The organism is Nonomuraea sp. NPDC049637 (assembly GCF_040675235.1).
GTDB lineage: Bacteria > Actinomycetota > Actinomycetes > Streptosporangiales > Streptosporangiaceae > Nonomuraea.
Window position 1 is genome coordinate 141,201 of the sequence record NZ_JBFAOM010000013.1, and the last position, 16,050, is coordinate 157,250.

Below are 16,050 nucleotides of genomic sequence, written 5' to 3' on the forward strand. Positions count from 1 at the left end.
CATGGACATGAACGACGACCCGCGCATCCGCCCGTTCCGCATCGACATTCCGCAGGCCCAGCTGGACGACCTGCGCGCCCGGCTGGCGGCGACCCGCTGGCCGGACGAGCTGCCCGGCGTCGGCTGGTCCTACGGCGTCCCGGTGGGCTACGCGAAGAAGCTGGCCGAGTACTGGCGCACCTCGTTCGACTGGCGGGCCGCCGAGCGGCGGCTCAACGCCTTCGAGCAGTTCACCACCCCCATCGACGGGCAGAACGTGCACTTCCTGCACGTCCGCTCCCCCGAGCCCGGCGCGCTGCCGCTGATCGTCACACACGGCTGGCCGGGCTCGGTCGCCGAGTTCATGAACGTCATCGGCCCGCTCACCGACCCGGCCGCCCACGGCGGCGACCCGGCCGACGCCTTCCACGTCGTCGCCCCCTCGATCCCCGGCTTCGGCTTCTCCGGCCCCACCACCGAGCCCGGCTGGGACCTGGAGCGCGTCGCACGGGCGTGGGCCGAGCTGATGGACCGCCTCGGCTACGACCGGTACGGCGCGCAGGGCGGCGACAGCGGCTCGGTGATCTCGCCGATGCTCGGCCGCGCCGCGCCCAGGAACGTCGTGGGCGTGCACGTCAACGGCGCGCTCGGGTTCCCCAGCGGCGACCCGGCCGAGCTCCGCGAGCTCGCCCCGGACGAGCTCGCCCGCCTCGGCCAGTACCAGGACCAGGACCGGGCCGGTTACGCGATCATCCAGGCGACCCGGCCGCAGACCCTCGCGTTCGGGCTGCACGACTCCCCCGCCGGGCAGCTGGCCTGGATCGTGGAGAAGTTCAAGGAGTGGACCGACCCCGCCCGCGAACTGCCCGAGGACGCGGTGGACCTCGACCAGTTGCTCACCGACGTGAGCGTCTACTGGTTCACCGGGACCGCCGCCTCCTCCGCCCGCCTCTACAAGGAGGGGCAGAAGGGCTGGGGCGCGGTGGCCGAGTACTCCGGGCTGCCGCACGGCGTCGCCGTCTTCCCCGGGGACGCCGGGGTGCGCCGGATCGCCGAGCGCGAGCACAACGTCGTGCACTGGTCGGAGTTCGACCGCGGCGGCCACTTCGCCGCCATGGAGGCCCCCGACCTGCTCGTCGAGGACGTCAGGACCTTCTTCCGCCCCCTGCGCTGACTCCTCGGCCCGCGCCGTGTCGCCCGTGGTCAGTCGGTCCGTGGTCAGTCGGTCCGTGTCGCCCGTGGTTCGGGGGCGGGGGCTCGTTGTGCGAGTTCGGCGGCGACCGCTCGTTCCCGTAGCAGCGCGGCCTCGGCGCGGGCCGCGTCCAGTTCGGCCCGTACGTCGGCCAGACGCATGCGCTCCAGCCGCAACTCCCCCAGCAGCTGGTCGCGTTCACCGGCCGCAGCCGCGGCCCGCGCCTTCTCACGGGCGTGTTGTCTGCGCTCCTTGGCCAGCGCCGCGGCGGCCTCTTCCTCGGCCGACGCCAGCCTCCGGGCCAGGTCGCCCGCCTCGGCCGCGGCCTGGGCGGCCTCCCGTTGCGCGACCGCCCGGTCCCGTTCGGCCTCGGCGGCCGCGCGTTCGGCGCGTTCTGCCCGCTCAACGGCTCGCTCCCGCTCCTGCGCGGCCGCCTCCTCCCTGGCCGTGGCTGCGATCACCGCCCGCTCGGCCAGCTCGCGCGCCCGCCCGGCCGCCGCCGCCTCCTCCCGGGCGCGGTCTCGCTCCTCCCGCGCCCGGTCCGCCTCCAGCCCGGCCTGTACGGCCTGCGCCCGCGCCTCCTCGGCCCGTTCCTCGGCCGCCTCCGCCTGCTCGGCCAGCTCCTGGACGACCTGATCCCGGGTCTGCTCGGTCAGCTCCGCCTGGCGCGAGGCCTCCTTCACCCGCCGTTCGGCCTGCTCGGCCCGCCGGACCGCCCTCTCGGCGGTCTGCAACGCCTGCCGTTCGGTGCTGGCCGCCTCGCGCAACGCGGCCAGGGCCTGCTCGCGGGCGCGTTCGGCGTCCTGCAGCGCCGTCTCGCGCTCGTTCTCGGCCTCCTCCAGCCGGGCTCGCATCTCGGCCGTCTGCCGGCGCGCGTGCTCGGTGGCCTCACGGGCCAGGCGTACCTGCTCGAAGGCCTGCTCACGTTCGGTGCGGGCGATCGCCACGCGCGTGTGCGCCTCGGCCTGGACGGCGCTCAGCTTGGCCTCGACCCCGGCCGGGCTCAGCTCGTCGGACAGGGCCTTGGCCAGCGGCTCGATGGCCGCGAGCAGCCCGGTCTCCATCCGGTCGTACAGCTGCTCGGCCCTGGCCAGCGCGCCTTCCAGCCCGGGGGTGGCCCGCCGCAGCTCGCGCTCCCGCTTGGCCGCCGCCTGGCACCCCTTCTCCGGACAGTACGACTTCGGCCGCCCGCGCCCCGGCCGCTGCTCGATGGGAGCTCCACAATGCTTGCAAGGCGTCACCACGCCGACCTCCGCAGTCACGGCGACACCCTAACATTTTCCAATTTCTGGAAATTCAAATCCAGAAATTGACCATGAGCATGGGAGGTCGGGACGAAGTCGCCATCGCGGCGACAACGAGAGGGACGGGACCTCGTCGCCGCAGGTCAGCGCCCTACCCGCGTGATCGACCGGGCGTCCCCATCGTGCGCCCACCGCGGCCGCGCCGCATCCGGCCCGCCAGACGGACACGCAGCGTCTCCGGCGTGTCGCATCCTCCACGTCTCCGCCGCTCGCCAGAATGCCGGGCCGCACCGACAGTTCGTTCCTGTCCCCCACCGTGCCTGCGCGTCCGCCGCCGTGCCGGGCACGAGGATCAGCTCCGCGTTCTCGCGCCGTCAGCCACAGGACGATGACCAGCTCGTGTGACCCGCGCACCCGCCCGCGTCAGGCCCAGCGCCACGCCGCACCGCAACGCCGCCGCAAGAAGGGACAACCGGGCGGTGTCCACCGGCCCGCACGGCGCCCACCGGCCTCACGCCGCACGGCGCCGTGCCACTCCTTGACGGCGAGTAGTTCGATGGCCAGCGAGCAGCCACCGCCGGCGTTCGTCCCGGCACGAACAAGGCACGGTCACGCCTCCGAGGTCATGGCGGCGTTCGTTTCCCCGGCCTTGGACCAGCCTGTTGTGACGTCGATCACAACCTGTCACACGCGCGAAGGGGGTTCCGTCTTAGAGCGCATGACGAACACGGAACGCACCACCGCACTGATCACCGGAGCCAACAAGGGCCTCGGCCTCGAAGCCGCCCGCCGCCTCGGCACACTCGGCTGGACGATCTTCCTCGGTTCCCGCGACGAGGGCCGCGGGCAGGCCGCCGCCGCCCGGCTGGCCGAGGACGGCATCGACGTGATCATGATCCCCTTGGACGTGACCTCCGACGCGTCGGTGAACGAGGCCGCGCGGCTCGTCCGCGAGCACACCGACCACCTGGACGTGCTGGTCAACAACGCCGGCGCGCCGGGAAACGCCGTCCCGCCCGCGGACGCCACGGCCGGCGAGATCCACGCCGTCTACGACACCAACGTCTACGGCCCCGTCCGGGTCACCCACGCCTTCCTGCCCCTGCTCCAGGCCGCCGAGAACCCGCGGGTGGTGATGGTGTCCAGCGGCGGCGGCTCCTTCGCCGTCGTCACCGATCCGGACCAGCCCATCTCGAAGATGCACGAGCTGGCCTACAGCTCCTCCAAGGCGGCCCTGAACATGATCACCGTCCGGTACGCCCATGCGCTCCCGCACATCAAGTTCAACGTCGCCACCCCCGGCGAGACCGCCAACCACAAGTTCGCCGCCACCGACATGAACCGTCACACCGGCCTGCTGACGGTCACCGAGGGCACGGACTCGATCGTCCGGCTCGCGACCCTGGGCCCCGACGGCCCCACCGGCGTCTTCGTCGACCGCCTCGGCCCGATCGCGTGGTGACCTCCGTGCACCACCGGACCCGCCCGCCTGGTCACGACGAGGTCCAGCCGCACGGCTACCCTGCTGGGCGTCGTACGCAAGAAGAACCCCAGGACGGAAAGGCCGAGCAGATGAGCCGCGGGACAGGAGCCGACGGGACCGACCCCCTGCCCCGGGCGGAGGAGCCGGACGTGACCGGTTACCGGCCGCTGCTGTTCTCCATCGCCTACGGGATGACCGGTTCCGTGGGCGACGCCGAGGACATCGTGCAGGACGCGTTCCTCGGCCTGACCAGGGCGCGCAACGCGGGGACCGTGATCAGTGAGCCGAAGGCGTACCTGACGACCGCGGTGACGCGGCTGGGCATCGACCACCTGCGCTCGGCGCGGGTGCGACGGGAGACGTACGTGGGCGAATGGTTGCCCGAGCCGGTCGTGGCGCACACCGGCGAGCCGGGTCCGGCCGAGCACGCCGAGCTGGCCGACTCGTTGTCGATGGCGTTCCTCGTGCTGCTGGAGTCCCTGTCGCCGGTGGAGCGGGCGGTGCTCATGCTGCGCGAGGTGTTCGGGTACGGCTACCAGGACGTCGCGCGGATCACCGGCAGGACCGAGGTGAACTGCCGGCAGATCCTCACCCGCGCCAGGCAGCGCGTCGCCGCCGGGCGGCAGTCCCGCGACACCGTGCCGACCCAGGCGCGGCGGGCGACGGGCGAGGAACTGGCCCGCAGGTTCTTCGACGCGGCCGACGGCGGCGACCTCGACGCGCTGCTCGGCATGCTCGCGCCCGACGTCGTCCTGCACGGGGACGGCGGCGGCAAGGCGCAGGCGATGGCCAGACCGGCGGCCGGGGCGCCCCGGGTCGTCAAGATGCTGGTCGCGGGGCTGCGCCGGGTCCGCGCGCTCGGCGTCACGGTACGGACGGCCTGGGTCAACGGCCGCCCCGGCGCGGTCATGTACGACGCCGAGGGACGCGTGGCGGGCGTGGTCGAGCTGGACGTCGCCGACGGCGTGATCCAGGCCATCCACTCGGTGGTCAACCCGGACAAGCTCGCCCATCTGGGCCCGGTCTCCGACGTCGCCCGCCTCCCGAAGAAGTGAGCCGGGCCAGGCGGCGGCGGTGCAGCGGCGGGCCGGCTGGGCGAAGGCGTCCTTGAGCCCGGCGGGGCCGACGACCTCGATGCCGTCGTCGAACCTGCGCCCCCGGCCGGTCGCGGCGCATCTGGGGCAGCGAGAGCAGGCGTGCCGAGGTCTTCTGCTTGTTTCTCATGATGGCGTAAGAAGAGGCCACAACCTGACCGCTTCCTCCGCCAGCATGGGCACCGCACGAAAAGGAGCATCCTGAGACACGGGAAGAGGAGATGACCGTTCTGAGCACCCGGGCGCTCAACCGCGCCACGCTCGCCCGCCAGTTGCTGCTGGACCGCGCCGGCCTGCCGGTCCTCGACGCCGTCGCGCACCTGTGCGGCCTGCAGGCGCAGGAGCCGCAGGAGCCCTTCACCGGGCTCTGGTCACGGCTGCGCGCCTTCGACCCCGCCACACTGTCGGGCCTGCTGACCGGCCGGGACGTGGTGCGCACCCACCTGATGCGGCGCACCGTCCACCTGGTCACCGCCGCCGACGTCCTGGCCTGGCGGGCCCGGCACGACGCGATGTTGCGCCAGCGGGTGCTCGGCGTCTACCGGCGTGAGCTGGCCGGGGTGGACCTCGACGAGCTCGCGGCGGCCGGACGGGCGGTGCTGGCCGACGGCGAGCCGCGCTCGATGTCGCAGCTCGCGCGGGCGGTGGCCGGTCGCTGGCCTGGTCCGGGGCCGCGGGCGCTGGGCGAGATGCTGGTCGCAGCGCTGGTCCCGATGGCGCAGCTCCCGCCGCGCGGGTTGTGGCGGACGCGGGCGGGCGTGCGCAACCTGCCGCTGTCGTCCTGGCTGGGGCGGGAGGTGGACCCGCCGTCCGCCGACGGCTGCGACCCCGTGGGGCAGGCCCTCGTACGGCGTTACCTGGCGGCGTACGGCCCCGCCGCCACGGCCGACCTGCGCGCCTGGTCCGGCCTGGCGGGCCTGCCCAGGGCCGTGGCGGCGGTCCGCGAGGAACTGGTCGCCTTCCGGGACGAGCGCGGCCGCGAGCTGCTGGACCTGCCCCGCGCGCCGCGCCCCGACCCCGGCACGCCCGCCCCCGTACGGTTCCTGCCGGCCTTCGACAACGCGGTCCTCGGCTACGACGACCGCGGCCGGATCATCGACCGCGAACACCGCGGCCTGTCGGTCGCCGGCGCCCGGATGGTCCTGGTGGACGGCCGGGTCTCGGCCACCTGGACCGTCGAGGACGACACCGTGCTGGTCACGCCGCTGCGCGGCCTCTCCCCGGCCGAGCGGGCCGCCGTCGCCGAGGAAGGAGGCGCCCTGGCGTCGTTCCTCTCCGACGGTGCCGGCGACCGCACCCGGATTCTCGGGTACTGAGTAGATCCCCATAAGCTCGGCCATACTGTCAGGACCGCGGGCGTCCCTGGTGACGAACAGGACGGCGGGTAGGAGGTGGGCAGGAGAGGAGCCGACATCATGAACGTGCCCGAGCACGACGCCGGGCCGCACCGGCCGCAGAACGGACGTCCCCGCGGGCTGAGCGACCTGACCCACGCGGGCGCGTACGTCGTGGACGACCGGGGCCGGATCGTCGAGGTCGCCCCGCGCACCGAGGCGCTGCTCCGCCGTCCCGCCGCCGACCTGCTCGGCGCCGACGCCCACGACCTGCTCCACCGCGGCCCGCGCGGCGAGACGCTGCCGCGCAGCCGGTGCGCGATGCGACGCCCGCTCATCACCGGCGGCACCTCCCAGGGCGAGCGGGAATGGCTGGCCCGCGGCGACGGCTCCCTGCTGCCGGCCTCCTGGCTGGTCACGCCCTGCCTGCTGGCCGACGGCAGGACCGGGGCGCTGGTGCTCTTCCACGACGCCGACGAGCCCGGCGCGCAGGTCCCGGAGCCCGAGCACGGGACGTCGATGTCCGAGCTCGACCGGCTGGCCCTGCTGGCCGAGACCACCACGACGCTCACCTCCAGCCTCGACGTGGACGAGACGTTGCGCCAGCTCGTCCGCCTGGTGGTGCCGCTGCTCGCGGACTGGGTGGTGGTGGACCTGCTCACCGAGCACGGCGGCGTGAACCGCGCCGCCGTCGTCCACCACGAGGACGGCGTCCTGGTGCACCACGAGGACCTGGAGGGGCCGATGCCCGCGGTCCCCGAGGAGTCGCCGATGCCGCTGTCGCGGGCCTTGCGCGGGGTCACTGCGACGCTGGCCGGGCCGGAGACCTACCAGGGCGCGCCCGACTCCGGCATCGCGGTCTTCCAGCAGGAGCTGTTCCGCAGGACCGGCATGCACTCTGCGGGCATCGCGCCCATCCGCGGCGTGCGCGAGGTGGTCGGGGCGCTGACGCTCGGCCGCGCCGAGCGGTCCGGCGCGTTCACCACCGCCGACCTGCTGCTGGTGGAGGACATCGCCCGGCGCGCCGGCCTCGCCCTGGACAACGCCCGCCTGTACGAGCGGCAGCGCCGGGTCGCCGAGACCATGCAGCGCCATCTGCTGCCGCGCCTGCCGTCGGTGCCCGGCCTGGAGATGAGCGCCCTCTACGTGCCCGCCCCCCGCGCCTCGCAGGTCGGCGGCGACTGGTACGACGCCTTCACCATGCCCGACGGCGCCACCGCCCTGGTGATCGGCGACGTGGTCGGCCACGACCTGGAGGCCGCCGCCGGGATGGCCCAGGTCTGCAACATGCTGCGCGCCTACGCCGGCGCCGAGCAGGACCGGCCCAGCGCCATCCTCGACCGGCTCGACCGCGCGGTGGTGCGCATGGCGCAGGCCACCATGGCCACCGTCGTCCTGGCCCGGCTGGAGCACACCGACGACGGCCGCTGGGTGCTGTGCTGGAGCAACGCGGGCCATCCGCCGCCGCTGCTGGTCGAGCGCGACGGCCGCACCCGCTTCCTGGAGGAGGGCCAGGGCCTGCTGCTGGGCACCGGCATCCGCGGTGTGCGCGCCGACGCCGTCGTGGAGCTGCCGCCGGGGTCCACCCTCGTGCTCTACACCGACGGGCTGATCGAGTCCCCCGGGCATTCCCTGGACGAGGGCCTGGCCCGCCTGAGCCGGTACGCCGCCTCCCACACCCACCGGCCGCTGAACGCGCTCGGCGACATGCTGCTGGAGCGGGTCCGGCCCGAGGACAACGACGACGACGTCGCCATGCTGACGCTGCGCGTGCCGCCGCGCGTCACGGCCCCGGACGACCTGCGCGGCGGCGTGCTGGACGGCGATCGGGGCCTGCCCGCGATCTGAGGAGCGGCGCCCGTCACGACCGTCCGTGCCGCACGCCGGGGCAGACGTCCCGGTAGGGCACGTCCTTCAGGTGCCGCTGCCACTCCTGCGGGCTCATCGTGCGGCCCGCGCGCTCGCACACCAGGCGGGCCACGGACTCGGCGCCCACCGGGATCCGGATGATCGTCCCTGAGGCGTTGCCCGAGACGTACAGGGTCTGGTCGTCGGCGCTGAAGGCCAGCCGGTCCAGGATGCCGATGGGGAAGGAGCCGATCCGCTCCCGCGAGCCGACGTCCCAGACCTGGACGGTGTACACGTCGTCGAACGTTTCCCCGATGGACCTGCCGATCAGCGCGAGCAGCGAGCCGTCGTGGCTGAACAGCACGGTCTCGACCTGCCCCCGGGCGGCCACGCGCAGCGCGGGCGGCAGCTCGCGGCCGGTGGCGACGTCCCACAGCTCGACCGTGGCCGAGCCGAGGGCGAGCACCTGCGCGGCAGGGCTGAGCGCGATCGCCAGGCCCGACCGGTTGAAGCCGGGGCCGACGGCCTTGCCGGTGCGCAGGTCGTAGACCTTGCCGGTGGCGGTCACCACCGCCGTGCCGTCGCGGGTGGCCACGATGGTCTCGGTGACCGTGGCCAGATGGTGCCGGGCGAGCGTGCGGCCGGTGCCGGCGTCGAGGACGACCAGCTCGTTGCGGGCGTCCCGCTCGCTCTGCTCCTTGAGCGACAGCACCAGCCGGCGGCCGTCGGGGGTGAACGTCTTCGACAACACGAACTGCGTGCGCGGCACGGCGTGGCGCCACAACCGGCGGCCGGTGGCGACGTCCCAGAGGGCCGCCGAGGAGTCCGCGCCCTCGGCGGCCAGCCGGGCGCCCGCCGGGTCGAACAGCTGTCCGGTGACGCCCGCGCTGCCGGCCATCGGCAGGCCGAGCCGGACGCCGTCCCACACGCGGACCGGCCCTGAGTCCTTGGTGGCGGCGGCCAGGCGGCCGTCCCGGCTGAAGGCGTCCAGCTCGTAGCCCTGCGGCAGCCGGGTGGAGGGCAGGCGGGAGGTCAGGTCGGCGGTGATGGTCGAGTTGTCGATTACGTACCGGACGGTGTGGCCGTCGGCCTCCAGCCAGACGTCCTCGGGCTCGCCCTCGGCCCGGTAGAGGGCCAGCTCGTCGCCGTCGTCCGCGTCGAGCAGGTGCAGGGTCCGGCCCTCGACGGCCAGCATGCGGCGGCCGTCGGGGCTCATCCGCAGCCGGCCGTTCAGCGTGTCGTCCAGGGCCGACTCCTGCCAGAACGGCTGGTCGGAGTCGGGCACCTTCCTGGCGGTGGCCAGGTCGAAGGCGGCGATGTCGCCGTTCGCGCACAGCAGCCGCCTGCTGTCCGGCGTGAAGGCCACCACCGGCCCGCACGCCTTCGGCAGGCGGGTGTCCACGGTGAGGCTGGGCAGGCGGATCACCTTGAGCCCGCCCTGGTTGGGGCCGACGCCCGCGATGTAGGCGCCGGAGGGCGCGATCGCCGGAGCGACGCCCGACTCCAGGTCCGGGGTGTAGGACGCGCCGGTCCTGGTGTCCCACAGGAACTCCAGGGTGGTCTCGCGCATCACCGCGGCCAGGTTCTCGTTGCCGTCGAAGGTGACGTGCACGCCGGGGCTGCCCTCGCCGATGCGGTGCTCGCGCAGCTTGGCGCCCGTCCTGGCGTCCCAGGCGTAGGCCGTGTCCCTGCTGACCACCACCAGCGTGCGCCCGCTCGGGCTGAGCGCCGCCGCCGACGGCAGCGCCTCCAGTCCGCGCGGCCACCGCCAGAACGCGGTCTGCCGGCCGGAGGGCACGTCGTAGACCCGGACGCCGTCCTCGCCGGCGATGGCCCGCACGCGCCCGCCGGCCGCCGACGCCGACGCCGAGACGCCCTTGGCGCCGGGGTCGCGGAAGACGGCGCTCTCCGGCATCGTCAGCGAGGTCGTCAGGCTGCGCCGGGTGCCGGGGCCGGGGGCCAGCCGCCAGCCCGCCACGCTGAGCAGCATCGCCGTGGCCGGGTCGCTCGTCCGCAGCCGGTCGGCCTCGGCGGCGGCCTGCCGCCCGACCGCCTGGTCGCGCTGCCGGCCCGCCAGGAGGCTCTGCTCGGTCACCTGCCGGCCGCGCAGCACGGCCAGGCCGCCCGCGGCCAGCGCCACCACCAGCAGCCCGGCCAGCGCGGCCGTGGTCAGGCGTCGGCGGCGCACGCGCCGCCTGGCCAGGCCGGTGCCCGCGGCCAGGAAGTCACGTTCGAGAGGGGTCAGCGTGATGTGCCTGCGGCCGGTGGCGGCCCAGGTCAGCGCCTGGTCCAGGCGGCTGCCCTGGAGCAGGTCGCCGTCCTTGCGGCCGTTGCCGGCCCACTGGCGGGCGGCGTCGCTGAGCTGGCCCAGCACGGCGAGCCCGTCGCGGTCGCCGTCCACCCAGACGCGCAGCCGCGGCCAGGCGCGCAGCAGCGCGGGACGTGACAGCGCCACCGCCTCGTCCTTCTGCGTCACCAGGTAGGAGAACACCTGGAGGATGTGCTCGATCGCCTGCGTCTCCCGCTCGGAGCGGCCGGCGAGCAGGTCCTCCTTCAACGCCCAGCGCACGGCCTCGTGCCCGTCCTCGGTGACCGTCACCAGGCGCAGGAACACCTCGGCGGCCAGCTCGCGCTCCTCGGGCGCGAGCGCGCCGTAGGCGTCCTCGGCGATCGTGCCGAGCGCCGGGTCGGCCTGCTCGGGCACGTGCACGCCCCTGGCGGCGCGGCTGCCCGCCGTCAGCAGCCCGCGGGTGTCGGCGCTGTTGCCGCTGACCAGGGCGAGCAGCAGGTCGCGGGCGGTGGGACGGGCCGCCGGATCCTTCTCCAGCGCGGCCGACACCAGCGAGGCCAGCCGGGGCGGCAGCCCGCTCAGGTCGGGCTGGGCCGACAACACCCGGTGCATGACCCCGCCGAGGTTGTCGGCGCGGAAGGGGTCGGCGCCCGTGGCGGCGAACACGATGATCGCGCCCCAGGCGAACACGTCGGCGGGCGCGCCCGCCCGCTGCCCGGTGAACACCTCGGGCGCCATGTACGTGGGCGTGCCGGCCACCTCGCCGGTCCTGGTCAGCGACATGTCCGCGGTGCGCGCGACGCCGAAGTCGATCACCCGCGGGCCGTCGGCGCCGAGCAGCACGTTGTCCGGCTTGAGGTCCCGGTGGATGACGCCCGCGTCGTGCACGGCGGTCAGGGCGGTGGCGATCGCCGTGGCCAGCCGGTGCAGGTCGTCCCCGGCGAACCGGCGCCCCTGCTCGACCGCCCGGCGCAGGCTCGGGCCCGGCACGTACTCGCTGACGATGTACGGCCTGCTGCCCGACAGGTCGCAGTCGAGCACCCGCGCCGTGCAGAACGACGCCACGCGCCCGGCCGCGGCCGCCTCCTTGGCGAACCGCTCGCGGCCGGCCGGGCTGTCGGCCATGTGCAGGACCTTGAGCGCGACCCGGCGGCCTTCGGGGTCGTAGGCGTCGTACACCACGCCCTGGCCCCCGGACCCGAGCCGTCCGGCCAGCCAGTACTGCCCTATGCGCTGCGGTTCTCCGGCGTTCGACGCTTCCACGGCGTGTTAGATGCCCTCCCCGGTGGCAAAGTTCCCCTCGCGCAGGTAGGCGTCCAGCGCGCCCGCTGCGGTGAGCATGGCCAGGCCCCTGGCGGTGAGCCGGTCGTGCCAGTCGCGCAACGTCGCCTGCAGGGGTTCCATGCCGCCCGCCGCGCGCACCTGGTCCAGCACCTGCCGGATCTGCTCCAGCCCGTAGCCGCCGCGCCGCAGCTGGTGGGCCAGCAGCACGTCGCGGACGTCGGCGGCGGTGTAGACCCGGTAGCCGGTACGCGGGTCGCGCCGGGGCACGGTCAGCCCGGCCCGCTCCCACTTGCGCAACGTCGCCGGTTTGATGCGCAGCCGGCGGGCCAGCGGGCCGATGAACGTCACGCCGGGCTCCGCCTCGCGCGGCGGCGCCAGGTCGCGCAGCGCGCGTTCGACGGCCTCCAGCGTGCCGCGGTCCTCGGCGAGCTGGGCGTGGCCCTCGTCGATCAGGCGCAGCGCCGCCGCGAGGCCGCCGCCGTTCACGGCCCGCATGATCGCGGTCGCGGTGGCGTGCCCGTGGGCGGGGACCAGCGCCAGGAACGTGCGCAGCGCCGCCGCGTGGCGGGGGGTGTAGACGCGGTAGCCGTGCGCGGAACGCTCGGACGGCGGCAGGATGTCCGCGTCCTCGTAGTTGCGCACCGCCTGCGTGGACAGGCCGTGCGCGCGCGCCAGATCGATGGGCCGCATGTTGAGGGTATGCCTCCCTGCCCGCCGGTGGATCGGCCAGAAGTTTACACTAGAAGTTCAACGATACGGTTGAAGGCATGACGACCTCGATCCGGGACGCCGTCCAGGCGTTCACCGGCGGCGCCCTCACCGCGCTGCTGCGCCCCGGCGTCCGCGTGCTCGGCCTGGGCGAGCCCACGCATGGCGTCGAAGCCTTCCTGGAGCTGCGCAACGAGCTCTTCCGTCACCTCGTCGAGCACGAGGGCTACCGGTCGATCGCCGTCGAGAGCGACTGCCTGGCCGGCCTGACCGCCGACGCGTACGTCACCGGCGGCGACGTCACCCTCGACGAGGCGATGAGCCGCGGCTTCAGCCACGGGTTCGGCGCCTCGCCCGCCAACCGCGAGCTCCTGCGCTGGATGCGGGCCCGCAACGAGCGGGGCGCGCCAGGCGACCGGCTGCGCTTCGACGGCTTCGACGCCCCGGTGGAGATCACCGGCCCGGCCGCCCCGCGCCCGGCCCTGACCGCCCTGTACGACTACCTGGCCCCCCACCTCGACCTGCCCCTGACCCGCGAAAGGCTGGATGAGCTGCTCGGCCCCGACGAGCGCTGGACCGACCCGGCCGCCCTCACGGACCCGGCCCGCTCGATCGGCGGCGCGCCGGAGGTCGCGGAGCTGCGCCTGATCGCCGACGACCTCTGCGTGCTGCTCACCGCGCACGCCCCGCACCTGGCGGCCGTCACGTCCGGCGACGACCGGTGGCGCGCCGGCCTGCACGCCCGCGCCGCCGCCGGGCTGCTGCGCTACCACGCCGGCATGGCCGACCCCTCGCCGCGCCGGCTCGGCGCGCTCATGGGCCTGCGCGACGCGATGATGGCCGGCAACCTCGACGCGATCGTCCGGCGCGAGGAGCGCCGGGGCCCTACCCTCGTCTTCGCCCACAACCGCCACCTGCAGCGCGACGAGAGCCGGTGGCGGTTCGCGGGCGAGGAGCTGCGGTGGTGGAGCGCGGGGGCCGTGCTCGCCGCGGGTGTCGGCGACCGGTACGCCTTCGCCGCCTCGACCTTCGGCTCCCGCGGCGCCGACGTCCCGGCCCCCGACACCCTTGAAGGCATCCTGTCGGAGGTGTGTGACGCCCGCGCCGTCGTCGATCCCCGCCGCCTGGCCGGGGCGCTCGACCGCGGGCCGGCGCCCCGCGTCCCGGTGGACCACACCTACCTGGCCCTCGACCCCGCCACCGTCGGCCAGGCGGACGCGATCGTCTTCCTCAAGGAGATCTGAGGCCCGGCATTGTTGTTTATTGCGTTTGGCGAATGATGTCCTCCGGGCGAATTCTTTTTACCTGGCGACGCCGGCCGTGCGCTCGTTAAAGTCGAGGTGACGTCAGAGTCCACGAAGCCCCCGACCAGAGGACTGAGCTGATGAACTGCGGTCACTGCGACAGCCCGAATTCGCCCGATTCCCTGGTATGCGCTAATTGTGGCCGTCATTTCCAAGGTGATCGCCCGGCCGCGACGGAAGTCACGCGATATCTCTGCATCGCCATGATGCTCGACGCGAAAGTGCGTAATTCCACCATTCGCTCGATTCTTCATGACCGCTTCCGGGCCGTCGCCCAGTCCCCCGGCGTCGACCTGGCCACGATGCTCAAGTACGGCCTGATGGCCCAAAGGCGCCAGCAGGTGCGTGACGCCGTGCTGGCCGTGCTCGCCTTGGCCACGCTGGCCCTGCTGTCCAGCCCGCTCGTCCTGCTCCCGATCTTCCTGGCCTGGCTCGTCGTCTTCGCCGAGCTCTACGACGCCCACGAGTCGGTCATCCTGACCAGGCTGACCCGCCACTCCTTCGACCCGGCCGAGGCGCCGCTGCCCAGCTCGCCCGCGCTGCGCGACCATCTGGTGGACATCGCCGACCGCGGCGCCGGGAACGTCACGGTGTTCGCCGACTACTCCCCCTTCGTCGGCTACGGCAGCCGGATCAACAACTGGTCGTTCACCATGAACGTCGCCAAGGCCCGGCCCGGCGAGACGGTCGTGCCCTTCGCGGTCGGCGAGCTCTACGACCGGGTGGCCGCCGAGATCGCCGCCCTCGGCCTGCCCGGTCTCACCGTCGGCGACAAGCTCTTCGTCAACGGCCTCGACCTGCGCTACGAGACCGACCCCGAGCTCCAGGCCGCCGTGCTGCCCGACGCCCTCCTGCCGCCCGTGCCGACGGTGAGCGAGAGGTTCATCCACCAGCTGCGCGACAACCCGCGCACGCGGGCCCGCCCCTATCTCACGGTGAGCGTGACCGGCTGGGAGGGCGAGGTGGTGATCTCGATCTTCCTGCGGTTCGTGCTGCTCGCCGAGAAGGGCATGATGTTCACCGAGGCCGGCTACTCGCTGCTGCCGCCGCTGCGGGAGGCCTACCGCGAGGTCGACCGGCTGGTCAACTGCGCGCCCTCGGAGCGGATGGCCCGCATCGCGCTGTCGGCCCTGCGGCGCACCGCCGCGGCGCTGGTGCTGGCCCTGCCCAACACCCTCGCCGCGCTCTCGGAGCCGAGAAGGCGCAGGCGGCAGCAGAAGGCCAGCATCAAGGCCATCCGCGGCCACACCTTCAACTACGGCGCGGCCTACAACCCCCGCGAGCACGCCACCGACCACCTCTACCACCGCTACTTCCAGCAGCTCGACAAGGAGATGTACGTCAAGGCCGCCGAACAGCGCATCATGGACGCCGTCGCCGACTTCCTGGAGGAGCACAACGTCGACGTGAGCGACCTGCGCGAGCGCCAGACGACCATCCTGAACAACGGCATCTTCGTCACCGGCCAGGCCCAGGTCACCGGGGCCAGCATGGCGGCCGGCACGGGCGCGGTCGCGCGGATGGAGAGCCGCATCAGGCAGGGTGTCGGCCAGGCCGCCGCGGCGGCGCGTCCCGACCCCGCCGGTCGCCGGCAGGTCTAGGAGACAGCCTTCGACCGGCCGCCGTGCTGCGGCGGCCGTAGGTCAGGCGCCGCAGCAGGACCTCCATCGGGCCCCGGCGGCCTGCGCGCTCCAGCCAGTTCGCGAGGACGATCGACACGGCGCCGACCGCGAGGGCGGTGCCGAAGGCGGCGGCGAAGCCCACGTCGTCGGACAGGCCCAGCGTGAACGGGTAGAACAGCACGAGGAACACCGCTGACTGGAACAGGTAGAAGGTCAGGGAGCGCCGGCCGAGTGCGGCGAGTGCGGCGGTGAGGGGGCCGATGCGGGAACGTGTCGCGATGAGCCCCATGAGGGCAGCCAGGCCGATGCCGCCGGCCTGGCCGGTGACGGTGTGCGCGAGCACGGCGACCCAGGGCGCGGGGGGCGTCCACGCGCCGGACAGCAGCAGGGCCCCCGGAAGCCGGCCGTCCAGCACAACACCGAGTCCCGGGCGCGCACGAGCGGGACGAGCAGCAGCAGCGTCAGCCCGTACACCGCGATGATGTCCAGCGGCACGAGCAGTCCGTGCACGAAGCCGATGACGATCAACCATCGGCCCCGGCGCCGCAGGAGCCTCCTGAGCGAGTCCCAGTCCCCGCCCCTGGCCTGATGCCGGTGGGCGATTTGGCCCAGCGCGTAGCCGAACATCAACACGAACATCGGCCGGGCCTGGTTGTGGGCGAGCAGAT

At 73.9% G+C, this 16,050-nt stretch carries 11 protein-coding genes; 7 read left to right on the forward strand and 4 right to left on the reverse strand.

Features of this window, described 5'->3' with window-relative positions:
* Positions 1 to 7: 7 nt before the first annotated feature.
* Positions 8 to 1,153, forward strand: coding sequence for an epoxide hydrolase family protein (locus AB0J71_RS20210; RefSeq protein WP_352326007.1), 1,146 nt, complete (start codon positions 8 to 10; stop codon positions 1,151 to 1,153).
* Positions 1,154 to 1,197: 44 nt separating this feature from the next.
* Here the strand turns inward: AB0J71_RS20210 and AB0J71_RS20215 are convergent, their stop codons facing one another.
* Positions 1,198 to 2,433 carry a hypothetical protein gene (locus tag AB0J71_RS20215; protein WP_364415411.1) on the reverse strand — a complete coding sequence of 412 codons (1,236 nt, stop codon included), beginning with the start codon at positions 2,431 to 2,433 and terminating at the stop codon, positions 1,198 to 1,200.
* Positions 2,434 to 3,133: 700 nt separating this feature from the next.
* On the opposite strand from AB0J71_RS20215, the gene AB0J71_RS20220 reads away from it, so the two are divergent.
* The 4 genes from AB0J71_RS20220 to AB0J71_RS20235 all read left to right on the forward strand — a co-directional run bounded on the left by AB0J71_RS20220 (position 3,134) and on the right by AB0J71_RS20235 (position 8,174).
* On the forward strand, positions 3,134 to 3,877 hold the full coding sequence (locus AB0J71_RS20220) for an SDR family NAD(P)-dependent oxidoreductase (protein ID WP_364415413.1): 744 nt from the start codon (positions 3,134 to 3,136) through the stop codon (positions 3,875 to 3,877).
* 170 nt (positions 3,878 to 4,047) lie between these two features.
* Positions 4,048 to 4,953 (forward strand): RNA polymerase sigma-70 factor, encoded by a 906-nt coding sequence (locus tag AB0J71_RS20225; protein WP_352326002.1) that lies wholly within the window; start codon positions 4,048 to 4,050, stop codon positions 4,951 to 4,953.
* A gap of 260 nt (positions 4,954 to 5,213) precedes the next feature.
* Positions 5,214 to 6,308 (forward strand): winged helix DNA-binding domain-containing protein, encoded by a 1,095-nt coding sequence (locus tag AB0J71_RS20230; protein WP_364415415.1) that lies wholly within the window; start codon positions 5,214 to 5,216, stop codon positions 6,306 to 6,308.
* A 99-nt stretch (positions 6,309 to 6,407) separates the two neighbouring features.
* Positions 6,408 to 8,174: a SpoIIE family protein phosphatase gene (locus tag AB0J71_RS20235; protein WP_364415417.1), complete on the forward strand. Its 1,767-nt coding sequence runs from the start codon at positions 6,408 to 6,410 to the stop codon at positions 8,172 to 8,174.
* Between the two features lie 13 nt (positions 8,175 to 8,187).
* Here the strand turns inward: AB0J71_RS20235 and AB0J71_RS20240 are convergent, their stop codons facing one another.
* Together AB0J71_RS20240 and AB0J71_RS20245 are read right to left on the reverse strand one after the other, a co-directional pair.
* Positions 8,188 to 11,727, reverse strand: coding sequence for a serine/threonine-protein kinase (locus tag AB0J71_RS20240; protein WP_364415419.1), 3,540 nt, complete (start codon positions 11,725 to 11,727; stop codon positions 8,188 to 8,190).
* A gap of 6 nt (positions 11,728 to 11,733) precedes the next feature.
* Positions 11,734 to 12,438: a TioE family transcriptional regulator gene (locus AB0J71_RS20245; RefSeq protein WP_364415421.1), complete on the reverse strand. Its 705-nt coding sequence runs from the start codon at positions 12,436 to 12,438 to the stop codon at positions 11,734 to 11,736.
* A gap of 77 nt (positions 12,439 to 12,515) precedes the next feature.
* On the opposite strand from AB0J71_RS20245, the gene AB0J71_RS20250 reads away from it, so the two are divergent.
* Together AB0J71_RS20250 and AB0J71_RS20255 are read left to right on the forward strand one after the other, a co-directional pair.
* On the forward strand, positions 12,516 to 13,700 hold the full coding sequence (locus AB0J71_RS20250; protein ID WP_364415423.1) for an erythromycin esterase family protein: 1,185 nt from the start codon (positions 12,516 to 12,518) through the stop codon (positions 13,698 to 13,700).
* A 281-nt stretch (positions 13,701 to 13,981) separates the two neighbouring features.
* Positions 13,982 to 15,361, forward strand: a complete 1,380-nt coding sequence (locus AB0J71_RS20255; protein WP_352326935.1) for a hypothetical protein — start codon at positions 13,982 to 13,984, stop codon at positions 15,359 to 15,361.
* Here the strand turns inward: AB0J71_RS20255 and AB0J71_RS20260 are convergent.
* Positions 15,294 to 15,914: a DUF418 domain-containing protein gene (locus AB0J71_RS20260; RefSeq protein WP_364415425.1), complete on the reverse strand. Its 621-nt coding sequence runs from the start codon at positions 15,912 to 15,914 to the stop codon at positions 15,294 to 15,296. The two genes, AB0J71_RS20255 and AB0J71_RS20260, sit on opposite strands and share 68 nt — an antisense overlap.
* Between the last annotated feature and the right edge of the window lie 136 nt (positions 15,915 to 16,050).